This window comes from Roseburia faecis (genome assembly GCF_001406815.1).
Taxonomy (GTDB): Bacteria; Bacillota; Clostridia; order Lachnospirales; family Lachnospiraceae; genus Roseburia; species Roseburia faecis.
In genome coordinates, this window is the sequence record NZ_CVRR01000027.1 from 1 (window position 1) to 15,344 (window position 15,344).

Annotated in this window: 19 protein-coding genes and 3 pseudogenes; 18 read left to right on the top strand and 4 right to left on the bottom strand. The window is 37.1% G+C overall.

The features are described 5' to 3' along the window. The first annotated feature begins 112 nt into the window (after positions 1–112). The 3 genes from M72_RS09810 to M72_RS09820 are packed head-to-tail and all read left to right on the top strand — an operon-like array spanning position 113 to position 2,712. Positions 113–1,183: an ABC transporter permease subunit gene (locus tag M72_RS09810; protein WP_055068092.1), complete on the top strand. Its 1,071-nt coding sequence runs from the start codon at positions 113–115 to the stop codon at positions 1,181–1,183. After that, on the top strand, positions 1,180–1,836 hold the full coding sequence (locus tag M72_RS09815) for a transporter (RefSeq protein WP_243251860.1): 657 nt from the start codon (positions 1,180–1,182) through the stop codon (positions 1,834–1,836). The genes M72_RS09810 and M72_RS09815 overlap by 4 nt, the downstream gene beginning before the upstream one ends. A gap of 3 nt (positions 1,837–1,839) precedes the next feature. Beyond that, positions 1,840–2,712 (top strand): ATP-binding cassette domain-containing protein, encoded by an 873-nt coding sequence (locus tag M72_RS09820; RefSeq protein WP_055068093.1) that lies wholly within the window; start codon positions 1,840–1,842, stop codon positions 2,710–2,712. Positions 2,713–2,749: 37 nt separating this feature from the next. Here the strand turns inward: M72_RS09820 and M72_RS09825 are convergent. After that, a pseudogene (locus tag M72_RS09825) lies at positions 2,750–3,037 on the bottom strand (tetratricopeptide repeat protein); the annotation flags it as partial. A gap of 74 nt (positions 3,038–3,111) precedes the next feature. On the opposite strand from M72_RS09825, the gene M72_RS17655 reads away from it, so the two are divergent. Both M72_RS17655 and M72_RS09830 read left to right on the top strand, forming a co-directional pair. Beyond that, positions 3,112–3,237, top strand: coding sequence for a hypothetical protein (locus M72_RS17655; protein ID WP_261291814.1), 126 nt, complete (start codon positions 3,112–3,114; stop codon positions 3,235–3,237). 161 nt (positions 3,238–3,398) lie between these two features. Then, complete coding sequence (locus M72_RS09830) at positions 3,399–4,340, top strand: Abi family protein (RefSeq protein WP_055068095.1); 942 nt, start codon at positions 3,399–3,401, stop codon at positions 4,338–4,340. 63 nt (positions 4,341–4,403) lie between these two features. Here the strand turns inward: M72_RS09830 and M72_RS09835 are convergent, their stop codons facing one another. Continuing rightward, positions 4,404–4,595, bottom strand: a complete 192-nt coding sequence (locus M72_RS09835) for a hypothetical protein (RefSeq protein WP_055068096.1) — start codon at positions 4,593–4,595, stop codon at positions 4,404–4,406. A 206-nt stretch (positions 4,596–4,801) separates the two neighbouring features. On the opposite strand from M72_RS09835, the pseudogene M72_RS18250 reads away from it, so the two are divergent. The 7 genes and pseudogenes from M72_RS18250 to M72_RS09865 all read left to right on the top strand — a co-directional run bounded on the left by M72_RS18250 (position 4,802) and on the right by M72_RS09865 (position 7,785). Next, positions 4,802–5,382 (top strand): annotated as a pseudogene (locus M72_RS18250) (TOTE conflict system archaeo-eukaryotic primase domain-containing protein). Positions 5,383–5,421: 39 nt separating this feature from the next. After that, positions 5,422–5,523 (top strand): annotated as a pseudogene (locus M72_RS18315) (DUF6075 family protein); the annotation flags it as partial. An 18-nt stretch (positions 5,524–5,541) separates the two neighbouring features. Further along, complete coding sequence (locus tag M72_RS09850) at positions 5,542–6,234, top strand: DUF4316 domain-containing protein (RefSeq protein WP_055068098.1); 693 nt, start codon at positions 5,542–5,544, stop codon at positions 6,232–6,234. A gap of 4 nt (positions 6,235–6,238) precedes the next feature. Continuing rightward, entirely contained in the window at positions 6,239–6,448 is a 210-nt protein-coding gene (locus tag M72_RS09855; protein ID WP_055068099.1) for a transposon-transfer assisting family protein, read from the top strand. Positions 6,449–6,631: 183 nt separating this feature from the next. After that, positions 6,632–6,820 carry a hypothetical protein gene (locus M72_RS17665; protein WP_242853386.1) on the top strand — a complete coding sequence of 63 codons (189 nt, stop codon included), beginning with the start codon at positions 6,632–6,634 and terminating at the stop codon, positions 6,818–6,820. Then, positions 6,741–7,013, top strand: coding sequence for a DUF1016 N-terminal domain-containing protein (locus M72_RS09860; RefSeq protein ID WP_261291815.1), 273 nt, complete (start codon positions 6,741–6,743; stop codon positions 7,011–7,013). The genes M72_RS17665 and M72_RS09860 overlap by 80 nt, the downstream gene beginning before the upstream one ends. 190 nt (positions 7,014–7,203) lie before the next feature. After that, entirely contained in the window at positions 7,204–7,785 is a 582-nt protein-coding gene (locus M72_RS09865) for a PDDEXK nuclease domain-containing protein (RefSeq protein ID WP_330378205.1), read from the top strand. Between the two features lie 280 nt (positions 7,786–8,065). Here the strand turns inward: M72_RS09865 and M72_RS09870 are convergent, their stop codons facing one another. Both M72_RS09870 and M72_RS09875 read right to left on the bottom strand, forming a co-directional pair. Continuing rightward, positions 8,066–9,241, bottom strand: coding sequence for an IS91 family transposase (locus M72_RS09870; protein WP_055068101.1), 1,176 nt, complete (start codon positions 9,239–9,241; stop codon positions 8,066–8,068). Continuing rightward, complete coding sequence (locus M72_RS09875; protein ID WP_055068102.1) at positions 9,238–10,086, bottom strand: tyrosine-type recombinase/integrase; 849 nt, start codon at positions 10,084–10,086, stop codon at positions 9,238–9,240. The genes M72_RS09870 and M72_RS09875 overlap by 4 nt, the downstream gene beginning before the upstream one ends. Positions 10,087–10,365: 279 nt before the next feature. Here M72_RS09875 and M72_RS09880 point away from each other — a divergent pair, with 279 nt between their 5' ends. From M72_RS09880 to M72_RS09905, 6 genes are all read left to right on the top strand, one after another. Then, positions 10,366–10,743, top strand: coding sequence for an SdpI family protein (locus M72_RS09880; protein ID WP_055068103.1), 378 nt, complete (start codon positions 10,366–10,368; stop codon positions 10,741–10,743). Positions 10,744–10,790: 47 nt separating this feature from the next. Further along, positions 10,791–11,126 (top strand): DUF3784 domain-containing protein, encoded by a 336-nt coding sequence (locus tag M72_RS09885; protein WP_055068104.1) that lies wholly within the window; start codon positions 10,791–10,793, stop codon positions 11,124–11,126. Positions 11,127–11,165: 39 nt separating this feature from the next. Further along, the gene (locus M72_RS09890) at positions 11,166–11,507 is read left to right on the top strand and encodes a hypothetical protein (protein WP_055068105.1); all 342 of its coding nucleotides are present in this window, start codon (positions 11,166–11,168) and stop codon (positions 11,505–11,507) included. A 47-nt stretch (positions 11,508–11,554) separates the two neighbouring features. Next, positions 11,555–12,313, top strand: a complete 759-nt coding sequence (locus M72_RS09895) for an ABC transporter ATP-binding protein (RefSeq protein ID WP_055068106.1) — start codon at positions 11,555–11,557, stop codon at positions 12,311–12,313. Continuing rightward, positions 12,300–14,072, top strand: a complete 1,773-nt coding sequence (locus tag M72_RS09900; RefSeq protein WP_055068107.1) for an FtsX-like permease family protein — start codon at positions 12,300–12,302, stop codon at positions 14,070–14,072. The genes M72_RS09895 and M72_RS09900 overlap by 14 nt, the downstream gene beginning before the upstream one ends. Before the next feature lie 91 nt (positions 14,073–14,163). After that, the gene (locus M72_RS09905; RefSeq protein WP_055068108.1) at positions 14,164–15,189 is read left to right on the top strand and encodes a VanZ family protein; all 1,026 of its coding nucleotides are present in this window, start codon (positions 14,164–14,166) and stop codon (positions 15,187–15,189) included. Positions 15,190–15,344: the final 155 nt, after the last annotated feature.

A 15,344-nucleotide genomic window follows, 5' to 3' on the forward strand; every position in this document is an offset into this window, starting at 1 on the left:
CTTCAGCATGCCTCTATTGTATCATGCTTATGTGTATTTGGAATTTCTCATTTTGGCTTGTACTATTTATATTCTAGCACCAGTTAAAGAAATAAAGAAAGGAAGAGATACAATGAAAACAATCATAAAAAGAAGTATACTTGATTATTTAAAGAACCCTGTTTTGTGGATTGGCTTGATTATTATAGTTGCCAGTATGTATCAATGTCTGTCATCGTATTTGCAAATTCATTATATCAAACAGAATGAACAGATCACACAAAATGACGTAGCATTGGAAGATGCTGATGTCATGGATGGGTACATTCCCACATCTGATGATAAAGAAAGAAGAAGGGAGTGGGAAGATACGATCAAAGAGACGTTAATGGACACCTCCAAAAATGGTTTTGGATTTAGCAGGCAGGAAGCAGATCATGTAATGAAAGAAATTCAGAATATGGATGTAAAGACTGCTTCTGAGTTTTTGGAATCCCAATATGGCTATTATAATGCAATATATGCTTATGAGGACCTTGAAATTCATAAGGGGACAGCAGAAGAAATCAATCATTATATCGAGCGGAAATTATCCGAACATTCTTTTTCCTGGTACTTTGCCAAAAAATTTACGGATTTTGCAGGATTGCATATGGCCTTTTTTGCAACAGTCTTGCTATCATTTTTATTTATTCAGGATACACGAAAAAATACCTATGAATTATTACATACAAAGCCCGTTACGGCAATCCAATATATATGTGGGAAAGTAATAAGCGGATTCATTAGTATGCTGGGCGTATTAGTGATTTTGAATGTTATATTCTTTATGCTGTGTTTGAAAACGTCTTTAGAATCGGGCTTTCCAGTAACACCAATTGATTTTTGCGTGAATTCTCTGATCTATATTGTTCCGAATCTTTTGATGATATGTTGTGTCTATACAATTACAGCAGTAATATTTAAAAATCCGCTTCCGGCAGCACCAATCTTGTTTTTACACATTATATATTCAAATATGCTGACCATGAAGAATGATATTTATTATATGAGACCGTTCTCTATTATGGTGCGATTCCCTGGCAGATTTTTTGAAACACATGCAGCCAAAATGTCAAACATAAATCAGATTATTCTTGTAATTTCATCAGTTATATTAGTATGTATTTCTGTTACAATCTGGAAAAGGAGGAGAGTTCATTGAAAACGGAACTAAAAAACTGCCTGTCGTTATATAAGATTTTTTATTCATGTGCATTTATACTGATATTGTGTGTTATTCATCCGATTATATACTATGAAGAAATCGGTTCAGCAATTCAGTCTCCAATAGCATTTTTAACAATTATTTTTTGTAGTGACACATATTTGATGGAAGTAAAAAGTAAGCGTGCCGATGTATTTCATTTGTATGATCAAAAAAAGCAGTTAAAAGTAATATCGCAGAGAGTGGGCGTTCAAATATTATATTTATTAATACTTTCTTGTGTTGGATATGTTTTGTTTTTCTGGCAAAAACCGGGCAGTGTAAACGAAGGCATTTCGGGTATTCAGATATTTCTTTTATATTTCATTGCAATGTTTGGAACTATCTGGCTTTGGAGTATATGCTCTGTGATTTTGTGTACATTTCTTCGAAATATGTGGGCAGGTATTGGATGTTTATTTGGAATTGTCATTGGACTTATATCAAAAGCGGGAAGTTCATTTTTCGGAAATCTGGGATTGTTTTCTTTCAGCTTTTGTGAACCTACTCAATTAATGTCCGAGAGTTGGATTTATGGAACGCTTGTGTCTTTTATAGCGGGGCTGTTTTTATTTGCAGTATTACCAATGGCTTTAAAGAAAAGAGGATAGATTATGAGTATTAGAATAAATGATTTAACAGTTAGATTTAAAAATGGTGTAGTTGCAGTAAATAAGGCATCTCTTGAAATACCTAAGGGAATTTACGGACTTTTGGGAGAGAATGGTGCTGGAAAAACCACTTTGATGAGGGTTCTTACAACTGTTTTAAAACAAACGGAAGGAATGGTTTCCCTTGATGGAATTCTGTATAACGAGGGAAATTATGAGAAAATACAGAAAAAGATTGGTTATCTTCCACAGGAAATCGACTTATATCCGAATCTTACGGTGAAAGAATGTCTTGTATATATGGGGGGACTGTCAGGAGTATCCAGAAATGACCTCGAACAAAGAATTACCTATTATCTGGAAAAGACTTCTCTTACAGAGCATCAGAATAAAAAAATGCGGCAATTATCTGGTGGTATGAAGAGGCGTGTCGGACTCATACAGGCACTTCTTAATAATCCGGATTTTTTGATTATTGATGAACCAACAACTGGGTTAGATCCGGAAGAAAGAATTAGGATCCGCAATCTTCTGGTTGATTTTTCAAAGGATAGAACTGTGCTGTTTTCCACTCATGTAGTAGAAGATTTAGCAGCAACCTGTACACAGCTTGCCATTATGAAAAAAGGAAGTTTTTTATATTCTGGAAGCGTGAGTGGGTTGCTGGAAAATGCAAAAGGCTGTGTTTGGAATTGTACGGTACAAAATGCAGAAGAAGCCCGTTTGTTAGAAGCCAATTATTCTATATCATCTAAGCAGTATGTAGAAAATGGAATTCATATGAAAGTATTAAGCAAAGGAAAGCCAAATGAGAATTGTGTCCTGGATAAGGATATCACTTTGGAAGATGCATATATTTATTTGACGAATAGTTGAATATAACGGCGGGCAAGTTGCCCGCCGTAAATTATGCTTATTTTGTTAAAAGACCGGATAGATTTTTTTCAATGCAAAATCCAATCTGTGGATATAACTCCTGAATTTCCTGATATTTTGCTTCAATCATTTCTGGTTCATCAGCCCAGATCTTTTCATATATTTTGAAAGCTCTTTTAAAATGTGTTTTGGCTTGCGGAAGATTGGCAGTCATCAGATAAATGGTTCCAAGGGTTTCCTGTACTTTGGCATAATCCAGACAGTGATCGGAATGGTATTCCTTGATGATGCCGGATAATTTTTGCAATTCGGAGATTACTCTTTCGGATTTCTATTCAATGTGGTTTTCCGGCAGGTTCTGTAAAATAAGCTCAGATCAAACAATAACGGGAGGAGCTTATGCAACAGAATATTGAATTTGAGCGGTGCATTGATTTTCTGGTACGGATGATTGATAAGTACGGCGCTGAAGTCCTCTGGGAGTTGGAGGAAGAAAAACAGAATAAGGAAGAAAAAACAGCATAGAATACTTCTGAGCGGGTATGGCTAAGAATGTTTTGGCGTATTGACAGGACATTTAAAATGACGTATACTAAGCTCAGTGATCGTTCTGTAGAAACTTGAGAAGCCTACAGGCGGGGGAGAGCCTGCGGGTCTCTCCCTCTTTTGTTTTAAGGAGAAATGAGATGCAGACACCGAAAAAATTCTCTTCTTTTAGTGACCAGGTTTCCTGGATCAGTGATGAAAAGGGAATAAAAATAAAAGACAGAGAATATGCGGAAGAGATGTTACGCCAAATAGGATATTTTCCTCTTATGGGAGGATATAAACATCTTTTTAGAATATCAAACACAAAAAAATATAAAGCAGGAACAAGTTTTGAAGAAATAGTCAGTCTGTATAAGTTTGATGCAGAGCTTAGAGAGTTGTTCTTTAAATATTTACTGCAGATTGAGCGACAGATGCGTTCTTTGATGTCATACTATTTTACTGAAATGTATGGAGCAGAGCAGAAGCAGTACCTGGATGCTAATAATTATAATAATACAAAAAGAAATCATGCAACAATCGTAAAGTTGATAGCGACCTTGAAACGGGCAACAACGACCACAGATTATACATATATCAACTATTACCGCAAGACATATGGTGAAATTCCATTATGGGTTTTGGCAAATGTACTTACGTTTGGAAACTTATCAAAAATGTTCCGAGTGTTTCCGCAGTCCTTAAAATCAAAAGTATCAAAAAATTTTGAACCTTTGAATCAGCATCAGATGGAACAGTTTCTATCTGTTCTCACTAAGTATAGGAATGTATGTGCCCATGGGGAACGACTGTTTACATACAGAACAGTAGATGCTATTGCGGATACACCGCTTCATAAAAAACTTTCATTACCACAGAGCGGTAATCAGTACGAAAAAGGAAAACAAGATTTGTTTGCTGTGGTGATTGCTTTTAGATATCTATTACCTGGAAAAGATTTTCTGGAATTTAAAAGAAAGCTCATAAAAGAGATTGACCGAGTAAACAGAGAAGTAGAGCATATAAGTGAAGTTGAATTATTGAATAAAATGGGTTTCTCGGAAAACTGGAAAAGTATTACCAAATATCATTTAAAGTAAAGAAATATCCTCTAAGAGATAGTGAAATACCTATTGTTTTAGAGGATTTTTTATTGAAGAATTTTAATATTTAAGAGTTTGTTTTTTCCTCTTTGACATTAAAGCTAAGATTTCTTGTGGGTTTGTCAACTGACGTCCGGGAAGTGCCTGCTTTGGTGTGCGGTCACGGTCAGCTTCATCAATCGCTGCGATAAAATGTTTCACGCTATTTGGATTGGATATGACAAAATTATGAGTAATACTTGAAGTAGCCATACGAACACCTCCTCTTTTCGTTTTTTGTGTATTAATTATACGATTGACAGAGAAGTGCGTCAATAAGAAAAATAAGTACTGAAAATATTTGGAACAAATACTAAAATAAAGTTGGGACATTGAATGGAAGTTATGTTACGAGATAATAAGAATTGTAGGTGGAAGGTTTGAACATAGAAGCATATGATGCAGATTCATTGAGAAAGATGGTTAGGTTGCTTGAATATGAGAACAAGATATTAAAAGATAAATTGAAGAAAGCAGGCATTTCATATGAAGAGGTGAATCCTTTTGAAGAAAAAATAGAAAGTGCAGAAGAATATGACCTGGATCAAGGGAATCGTATTGTAAATCCACCGTATATTACAGAGAAAATGGCAATACGTTTCTTTTCGATGTTTTGGGGAAGAGAAGATGTATATGCCAGAAGAGGAAAGAACGGGGGCTATTTTCCACAATGTGCGAATCGTTGGAATGACCGGCTTTGCCCTAAACAACGTAAAGAGAAGGTGTTTTGTGATGAATGTGAAAATACCAAATGGATAAGTCTGGATGTAAAAAAATAATTGCTCATTTGTTAGGCACAAAAGAAGATGGATCAGATGTAATCGGTGTATATCCTTTATTGTCAAATGGTACATGCAGATTTATTGTATTTGATTTTGATAATCACGAAAAAGGAGCAGAGGTTACGGACTTTGCAAATACGGATAATGAGTGGCATAAAGAAGTGGATGCGCTTAGAAAAATGTGTGTCCCTATTTTTTATATTAGGGCATTCCATTAGGAGTGCCTTTTTCAATTCAATTTCAGAAGGAGGTTCACTATGAACAACACAGCGTTAGGAGCAGTAAGTAACAAGAAAGAGAACATTCGCTTTATTAGCGAAGCACATGAGAAATTCTACTATGAAAAATTAAAAGAAGTGCTTGCAGATGAGTAAGATATGCATGGAATACCTTCGATTGGTGTCAATATGCACATTGATGGTACAGAAGAATGGGAAGATGAGGAAGCAGATATTGTCAGAGAAAATTGCATAGATGTGGATTTTCTGAATTACACACCAGAGCTTCGGGATACTCCCATAGTGCAGGATGCCCTTAAAAAACTGATTGCAGCATATCCGGATAAAGAGGTTAATGACAGGGAGACAAAGAAAGCAAAGATACAGACGATTGCGACAGAACTTGACCAGTTATCCTATGATATTGACACTTTTGAATATAGAGACTCGGTACCGGACAGGGAAGCACAGGTTCAAATGATTGCAAATGATATAAAAAGCGGTAATGTGAAGCCATTACAGATTTTTTTGCAGACATCTATTGATGAGGGAATTGACGAGGACAGCGAAAGACAGGCAAAAAAGCTGATTGCTAAGCTGGCAGAATATAAGCCGCTTGCCAAGATCGAGGAGCTGGAGGAGCAGAATTATAACATGATTGATGACAGGCTCAACAATGGCGTGGAGAAATTCAATCATGAGGAAGAAAAGAAAGAACAGGCGGAAAAGCCGCAGGCTCGTACTTCCTTAAAGGAGCGTCTGGCAGCCAAGCAGACGGAAGTGGCACAGGGGAAAAATAAAGATGCAAAAGAGCAGGATAAAACTAAAAAGACGAATAGGGAGGAAATATAGGAATATGAATAATCCATTTACGGTAGAAGAAACAAATTTGATGTGTGTCTTTGAGACATCAAACAGAATGAAGCTGATGGAAGAAATCAGACGGGTAATGCTGCACATAAAGGACAGTGATATGGAGGAGCTTGCTGGGCAGGTGTTGAGAAAGCTAGATGGAATGACAGATAAGGAATTTTTGAAAATTTCTTTTGAAGCAGCAGAAGAATAGCGGTAGTAAGTGGGTAGGTAGTCGGTTGCAATGGCTGGCTACCTGCTTTTTATTTTACAATCATAAAATTGATTGTGAAAAATCGTTGGATAAGTTATAATTTCGGTATGCGTTTTGATATTAGAAAAACAAATATTTTATAAAAAAATAATTGGAAATCATAGACAGTTTGGAGGTCTTAGTGTGGAAATCGAAAAATTGGAAATCATAGAAAGTAATGAGTTTCAAAGTTTATTTAATAAATCAAAGAAATTGATTGACAGTGCCAGAAGTAATATGGGACAAATGGCAAATGCAATTACGGTTCTTACCAGTTTTTTTGCTGGGAAGATATATTGTAGAGCAGGAACAACAGGGAGCAGAAAGAGCTAAGTATGGAGCAAAAGTCCTGGATTCCTTGTCATCATATTTGACAGAAGAATACGGAAGAGGTTTCTCAAGAAGCAATGTTGCGGGAATGCGGCAGTTCTATATGGCTTACAAAGACAGAGAGAATGAAATTATCCAATCGGGAATTGGACAATTTGAACAGGCTTTTGGAATTGTCCAATTCCCGATTGGATAATTAGAGACGGCATATAAAAAAATGCCATTTAAGTTGAGCTGGACGCATTATCAGATTCTTATGCGTATAGAGCTGGTCACATTATCGTGTCTTGATGCGTATAAATGATGAACAGGCAAGAAGATTTTATATGGAAGAATGTGCAAAAGCAGCATGGAGTGTTCGTCAACTGGAACGGCAGATCAATACGATGTATTATCAGCGTATTTTAGCAAGCCAGGATAAGATAGCGGTTGCAAATGAAATTCAAACAACAGAGCCAAAACCAGAATATGAGAAAATAGTGAAAGATCCTTATGTTATGGAATTTCTGCAGATTCAGCCTGACACACATGTATATGAAGGAGATTTGGAACAGGCATTGATTGATCATCTTCAACATTTCCTTTTGGAACTTGGAAGAGGATTTTCATTTGTAGCACGCCAGAAAAGGTTTACATTGGATGGACAGGACTTTTTTATTGATCTGGTATTTTACAACTATATTTTAAAATGTTTCGTTCTCATTGACTTGAAAATGGGTAAACTGACTCATCAGGATCTAGGACAAATGCAGATGTATGTGAATTACTATACTCGTGAAATGATGAATGAAGGAGACACGCAGCCTATTGGGATTGTACTTTGTGCAGATAAGGGAGATTCTATTGTAAAATATACGCTTCCTGAAGATAATCACCAGATATTTGCATCGAAATATTTCACCTATCTGCCGTCAGAGGAAGAATTGAAACGTGAATTAAATTTGAAAGAATTTCACAAAAAAGAATAAAAACGGAAATACAAATCGTTAAGGAAAGAATCGAAGGTGGTGCAAACGAAAAAGCAGTATTGAGACTTTTCATTAACTGCCCTTTCGTTTGCATCAATTTCGATTTTTTCTGGTTGAACAAAGCGCGTCAACTCTATATGGACTTTTAATTCTGACACTCTATTTATAATAGGATAGCGTGTACACATAGAAACACATAGAATTTATAATTCAGTCCTGTATTATGACACCAGAAATAAGCCTCCCTAAGGAAGCTAAAAAAATATACAGTTATGATACGTTAACAGAGCATATGTGGTTTTGGTTTTATAAAATGTTGTTCTGTAGGCAGAGGAATAATCCTGCCACCACAGGAAGAGCACTTGCATATATCTTTATTATAAAGAAGACGGATAATGGCAGGTGCATCCATATCTTTCAGCTTGGAAATATATTTTTTGCAACCAAGGATGTTTCTGCATAGGGTAATCTTTTTCTTCTTATTTCTGGATGAAAGAAGACCATAGTGCCTGATACGTACAAAGCGTTTTGGGGGAACATGCATTAAAAATCGACGGATAAATTCCTCGCCGGATAAGGTGATCTCTTTCCAAAGCCCTTGGTTTTTGTAATCTTTAGCAGAAAATGTAACTGTAGATTCTGTCATGTCTTTGATACGGTAGTTGCTGATAGCAATCCGGTGGGTGTATTTTCCAAGGTATCTGATGACAGATTCGGCACCGTTAAATGGTTTCTTGCAATAAGGAATCCATTCCTTTGTATAGCAGGTATTTAACAATTCCTTGAAAGTATAGTAGTTTTTGTAAGGTGCAGCCGATCCATGAAATTCAAGCCTGTCATTTTCCCAGAGCTGCTTAAGTTCAGCCATATATTTTCCACGAAACGTTTTGGAAATCACCTTAATCGGAAGGAAAAACTCTTTCCCATTGTCTTTCCAATGATTTTTCGCATCCAGTCCTCCACCAAGAACAATCGCATGGATATGAGGATGAAAGTTCATGGTACTTCCCCATGTATGGAGGATACAGATATAGCCGATATCAGTCCCAAGATATTTACTGTCAGCAGCAAGTTCACTGAGAGTATCTGAAGCCGCATGATAAAGAGCAGCGTATAAGGATTTCTGGTTGCTGTAGATAATGGGATTGAGTTCTTCTGGAACTGTAAAAACCACATGGAAATAAGGAGCATCTAAGATATCCTCCCGCCGTGCATCTACCCATTTTTCTTTTGGAAACTCCTGACACATAGGACAGCACCTGTCACGGCAGGAGTTATAGTGGACTGATATGCAGCCGCAGTCCCCGCATACGCTTACATTCACACCGAAGGCACCAGTTTTGCAATTCATGATGTGGTAAGCGGCCTTTCGCTGAGCGGGAGAAATACTATGTGTGGATTCAAAAGATGAATAAAAACGATGAAAAACATCCTGAATCGTACAATCCTTACTCATGATTCACCACCTTCCGGGTTGTCGAACGGGCTGCGGATTCCAAGAAGTGTCTTGTTGCTTACATGAAGGTAAACATCTGTAGAGCGAGGATCAACATGTCCCAGAAGTGACTGGATATATTTTACATCTGTGCCACTTTCGAATAAGTGGCTGGCAAAACTATGACGGCACGCATGAGAGGAAACATGACGGTTAATGCCGGCGAGTTTAGCACTTTTCTTAAAGAACTGGTTAACACTGGCTATATCAAGATATCCACCGGACCAGGAACTTGGGAAAAGGATATCTTTGGGGCGACCACATTTGTACCAATACTCTGTGAGAAGGTCTAAATTCTTTTGAGACAGAATTGTATACCTGTCAATTCTGCCTTTGGTTTCACGAACATGAATTGTCATGTTGGTACGTGAAATGTCATCATAATGAAGATGAACAACCTCCGATACACGTAATCCAGAAGAATACATAGTTGCAATAATCGCTTTATGCTTCAGATTCGGAGTGGCGTCAATGATTGCATTTATTTCATCGCAGGATAGAACGGCAGGAAGATTTCGCTCTCTTTTCATAGCTGGAACAGTGTCATCATCCCAGAGAATCTTCAGCACCTTTTTATATAAGAACTTGATTGCAGACCGATAGTGATTGTGAGTTTCAGGAGACCTGCCTTCCAGACGTTTGGCTGTAAGAAAACTTTCCGCATCTTCAAGTGTAAGATCAGAAACATTTTTTCCAATCCAACGAAGGAAGTAACTGACATCAGAGCAATACAGTTGAATAGTTCTTTCACGCAGGTTACGTTTTTCCGCTTCATTGCGGATAGATTCAAAAATACCTTTATACATAATAAAACCTCCAGAATAAGTAGTGTTAATAATTACATCTACCTATTCGGAGGTGCATTAGCGTCATAATTCCGATTGCGGAAGAGACTGGAAAATGTTATTCTTATCATAGGCAGTGGAGCTTTCTTAGTTCAGTTGTTTCGTGTGGTAACTTAACAATAACGGATTATGAAAAGTAATTCCACTGCTTTTTAATAAAAATAAAACTGCGCCACAGCCTTGGCAGGCCATCGCGCAGCGATTTTGTTCAAGCGGAAGTTATAGTAAAGGAGATTTACAATGGAGTTTTGGATTTTTATGTTGATTATGGATTTAATTCTTCCATTTACGATGATTGGTTTTGGAAAATATTTTATGAAAAAGGCTCCAAAGGAAATAAATTCAGTATTCGGATATCGGACTTCGATGTCTATGAAGAATAAAGATACATGGGAATTTGCTCATAAATATTGCGGTAAAGTCTGGTATGTCTGTGGAATGGTTATGTTGCCAATAACAGTAATATTCATGCTTTTAGTAATTGGAAAAAGTGAAGATTGTGTTGGGAGTATGGGAGGAATTATTTGTGGTGTTCAACTTATTCCTTTAATTGGGTCTATTCTCCCAACAGAAATAGCATTAAAAAAGAATTTTGATAAGAATGGAACAAGACGATAAAGTTTGCAGAATTAAGAAAATCGGAATTTGTGAAGGAGGAATATACTATGAATATAGGGCTTTGGCTATGTGGAGTTTTGGTTATTCCATTTGTGATTATAGGAGTGTTATTTGCAATATTTAAAGAAAAAGCGGCTAAATTTGTTTCGGGATTTAATTCATTATCGAAAGAAGAGCAGGCATTGTATGATAAAGCTCATCTTTCTCGTGATATAAAAAATCAGTGTTTTACATGGGCTGGCATAATGTTAGTAGGAGCAGTGTTGTCTTATTTTTTAACACCATATATGGCTATTCCGGCTTTTATTATTTGGCTCGTTTTATTTTTCAAAGAGGTTCACTTTGACACGCACAAAGCATTTGAAAAATATTTATTAAAATAAATTCCAGATGATAAAGCAGAAGTATAGGGTTTGATTCATATGATTTCAGTAAAAAAACAGAGAATTGCTGCTATTATGGTTTTAAGTTCCATCATGCTGATTTTACTTTTGTCGCTAAATTTCCGACTCTGGAGTGGATATTATGCAGAAGGGGATTTGGAAAGTATAGTCATACAGCAGATGGAATGCTTGGAAAAGTCAAATAGTGAAAACGATATAAGCGAAAGTATATGTTTGCATTTCTATGAGTGTATATGTTTCGGTGGAATAGAAATAATGGTGCTCTGGGTATATGATGGCTTTAAAGACCTCGGACAAGGTGAGTTTTCTTTCAGACCGGGAGTTACCCTTTGCAGTCTATCGGTTCGGATGGATGATTAAATACTTCTGATAATCAAATTTAAAATTTATTATCAGGAGGAACTTCGATGTATGTATTAAATGCAAATCATATTTCAAAAAGTTATAAAACTGCAGAAACTATGCGGATTTTGCAGAATGTGAATCTGCAAGTTATGAAAGGAGAAATGGTTGCTATTATGGGACCATCCGGCAGTGGAAAGACTACTCTGCTCCATGTGCTGACCGGGGTTGACACACCGGACGATGGAGAAATCGTAATAGGAGGAGAAACGTTTTCACAGCTTACGGAAGAAGAGAAGGCATTTTTTCGCAGAAAGCATATGGGAATGATTTTTCAGGATTTCCAGCTTTTGGAGAGTTTGACGGTAAAAGAAAATATATTGTTACCACTCATTCTTGAACGAAAAGAAGCAGACATCCAGCAAGAGCGTTTTTCAAGAATAGCGGATGTGCTCGGCATTGAAAAATTAGCTGACAAAGGAATTACGGAAATATCGGGAGGTCAGAAACAGAGAGTTGCGATTGGCAGGGCGCTGATCAATGAACCGGATATTATTTTTGGAGATGAGCCAACAGGAAGCCTTGACCGAAAGACCACCGAGGATGTGATGCGATGTATGAAACAGATGAATCAACGGTCTGGCATCAGCTTTCTGCTTGTGACACATGATGCTTATACGGCATCCTTTTGTGACCGGGTACTTTTTCTACAGGATGGGAATCTGGCAAAAGAAGTAAAGAAAGAGAACACTGCCGATAATTTCAGAGAAGATATATGGAAAACGCTGTGCGGTTTGGGAGGTGGAAAAGATGACCTTTTTTGATATTTCCCGAAAGATGCTGAAAGCTGGTTTTTACAAATATCGATTGTACTTTCTATGCAATTTATCTGCAACGGCATTATTCTGTTGTTTTGCAGTTATTTCCACAAACAGGACGTTTATGAATGCGTCGATTGTAAATTCATCAATATCCAATAACATTTATCTTCCATTTTTTCTGTCTGCAGTGTTTCTGGTTTTTTTTCTTCCTGTTTCGTGTCAGGCATTTCTGGCATCAAGAAAACAGGAATACGGAGTGATGTTTTCTCTTGGCATGAGCCGGAAGGAAGCGTTTAGAAACTTACTTTTTGAAAATGTGATCATATCCGTGCTGGCATTAGCAATAGCACTTGCGGCAGGAACTGTGCTGTCATTTTTATTTTTTTCCGTTATCATTTATGCAATAGATGTTCACGGAGTGCAATGGCAGTTTTGCCCGGAAGCATATAAGCTTACAGCAGTTCTATATACAGTAGTGGTGGCAGTTGCCTTTATCCTGAATGCCGGGAGACTTATGCTGGATAAAATCGGAACCCTGCTAAAAGCACAATATCGGGCAGAAAAAACAGGAAAGATCGGTACGTTCTTATGCAGACTTGCACCCAACTACATGAGGTTTCATCTGGTGGAATGGTCATTTGTCCGCAGACACAAGAAAGAATGGGAATGTAGGTATGTTTTAGCCTCTCTCATAATAGCGGTATCTGTTATGCTTACGGGGGTATGTGTGACTTTATATCCGGCTTTTCTACAGGATGCAAAAAGTTATTCTCCCTATGACATGGTGTACTCAGAAATCTATGGAATGAATCAGGTTTCAGTACAGGATGTCCTTCATATATTGGAGAAAAATGGTGTTACTGTAGAACAGGTCATTCAGCTTCCCTATATCAGAGATGATGTTTTTAATTACCTTCCTGTGACAGAAATAAACCAGGATTTTGGATGTGATTATCAGATTCAGGAAGGCGAGTTTTTGAATTTGTTTCAGTACAATCTGGAAGATGGGTATGAACATAACATACAGCCAGTATCTACTGTAACGATTTCCGGGGACAGAAAGCTGCAGTCTGTTGGAACAGATGTAAAGATACTGTTTAATCAAAATCCGACCTTTGCAGATAAAACACTGATCATCAACGATTCTGATTTCGAAAAATTAAGTGCAGATATAACAGGTAGTGCTGGTATCGCAAACTTGTTTCAGTTTCAGAATTGGGAAGATTCTTATGCGGGAGTATGTGAAGTAAAAGAATATCTGCAGGAAAGCAATCAGTTGAATGAAGATGAGCAGACGTATTATGAATTGTCTTCGAAAGTGGAGAAATACCAGGATGCAAAGAAATCAGGACAATTTTTATTATTTTTGATGGCATTTGTGATAGGGCTTATGATAATGGCTGAGTTTCTGTTAATTCATTCACGTATCCAGGCAGAGAAGGAAGAAAATAGCAGGGTCGTTTGTAGTTTGCGAATGTTGGGAATGATAGACAAGGAAATGGTAAAGTGCCTATGCTATAAGAATTTTCTAAGATTTATACCGCCATCGGTTGTGGGAACAATCCTTTCTTTCCTGCCATCTTATTATCTGAATGAGAGTTATGGAATGGGGACGAATGGAATTCTGGCAGGAATCGTATTTGGAGTGATTTTGACAGTCGGAATATTCGTAGTGATACGCGGGTATTCTGAAAAAGAAGAAAAACTTTATGAAAGCGGTTTTATAATACAAGGAAGAGGATTTTTCGAGAGGATTTTTTGATTATAGATAAGTAGAAAAAGATTCAAATCCTGTGTATAATTAAAAGATAAAGATAGAGACAACTCGGAATTTCTTGAGGGAAGGTGATAGTATGAATTATATGATAAAAGGTATACAAGCACTTAAAGAATCGGTTTTCTTAGGTATCATAATTTATATTGTTATTTTTGTGTTGCTGTATCTTTTCAAAAAACGCAGAACTATCTCATGGAATTATATGTTTGAGGGAATATTCTGCATTTACTGCGTTACGCTTCTCAACCTAACGGGGATTTTCACACTAAGTTATAGTCTGAATGGTCCTTTCAATTATAATTTGCTTCCGTTTATTGGGAGTTCTATTGTCCCTATATTGCTTAACTTCGCTTTGTTTTGTCCTCTTGGTTTTTTGTTGCCGCTTGTTTTTCGTTCCTGTAGAGGAAATTGGAAAAAGGTGGCGATTATTAGCGGTTTAATCTCATTCTTGATTGAACTATTACAGTTGTTTGGCGGCAGATATGCGGAAATGGAAGATTTTCTAATCAATACCTTGGGCGGATTTTCAGGCTATATTGTCTGTACCGCCATATGCGAAAGAAAGACAAATCGCCGAAAAGCAGTTGTTTCCATTGTTACACTATGTTTGACCCTTGCACTTTGTTTGATTGGAATTTATGCAGTGGGGGACAATGAAAAGCAGCTACCGGATGGACTGTCTGCTGTCGAAAATAGCATTGCTGAAATCAATGTTTATTCTGAGGGAGAAGAACGGAGCATTAGCATTGATTCCTATCAATACCGCTCTTTTGCAAGTCAGATTTCCAATTGCGGCGGTCATTTGCTGGAAATCCAAAAAACTTCTGAAGGTGAAATTTGGAATGATACAGACTGCTTTATCGAAATAATATATACTGCTGACCAGACGATAAAGTTTGAAAATGCTGAGAATTTCTCCATTGAACGTGCTGACAGACTTTTATATAATGCCGACAAAAATGTTCTATATTGGGGTGAGGCAGGTTATCAGAACTGTTTGGACTATACAAAAATGAATGAAGAAATGCAGGCACATAAAGAAGAAATATTGAAAGGATATGAAGAGTTGTCTACTTCAATTCGTGATTGCTTTAACCAGTAACAATTTCAGCTTTCTGTGCGGCCTTTATGAAGGCGGCCTGATGGAGCAGGCAATAAGGAAGTGAAGATGCGACAAATTCTTTAGGTTACAATCGATGATGGGGTAAACGAAAAAGCAGTTTTGACATTGCAGAGAACTGCCCCTTCATTTACACC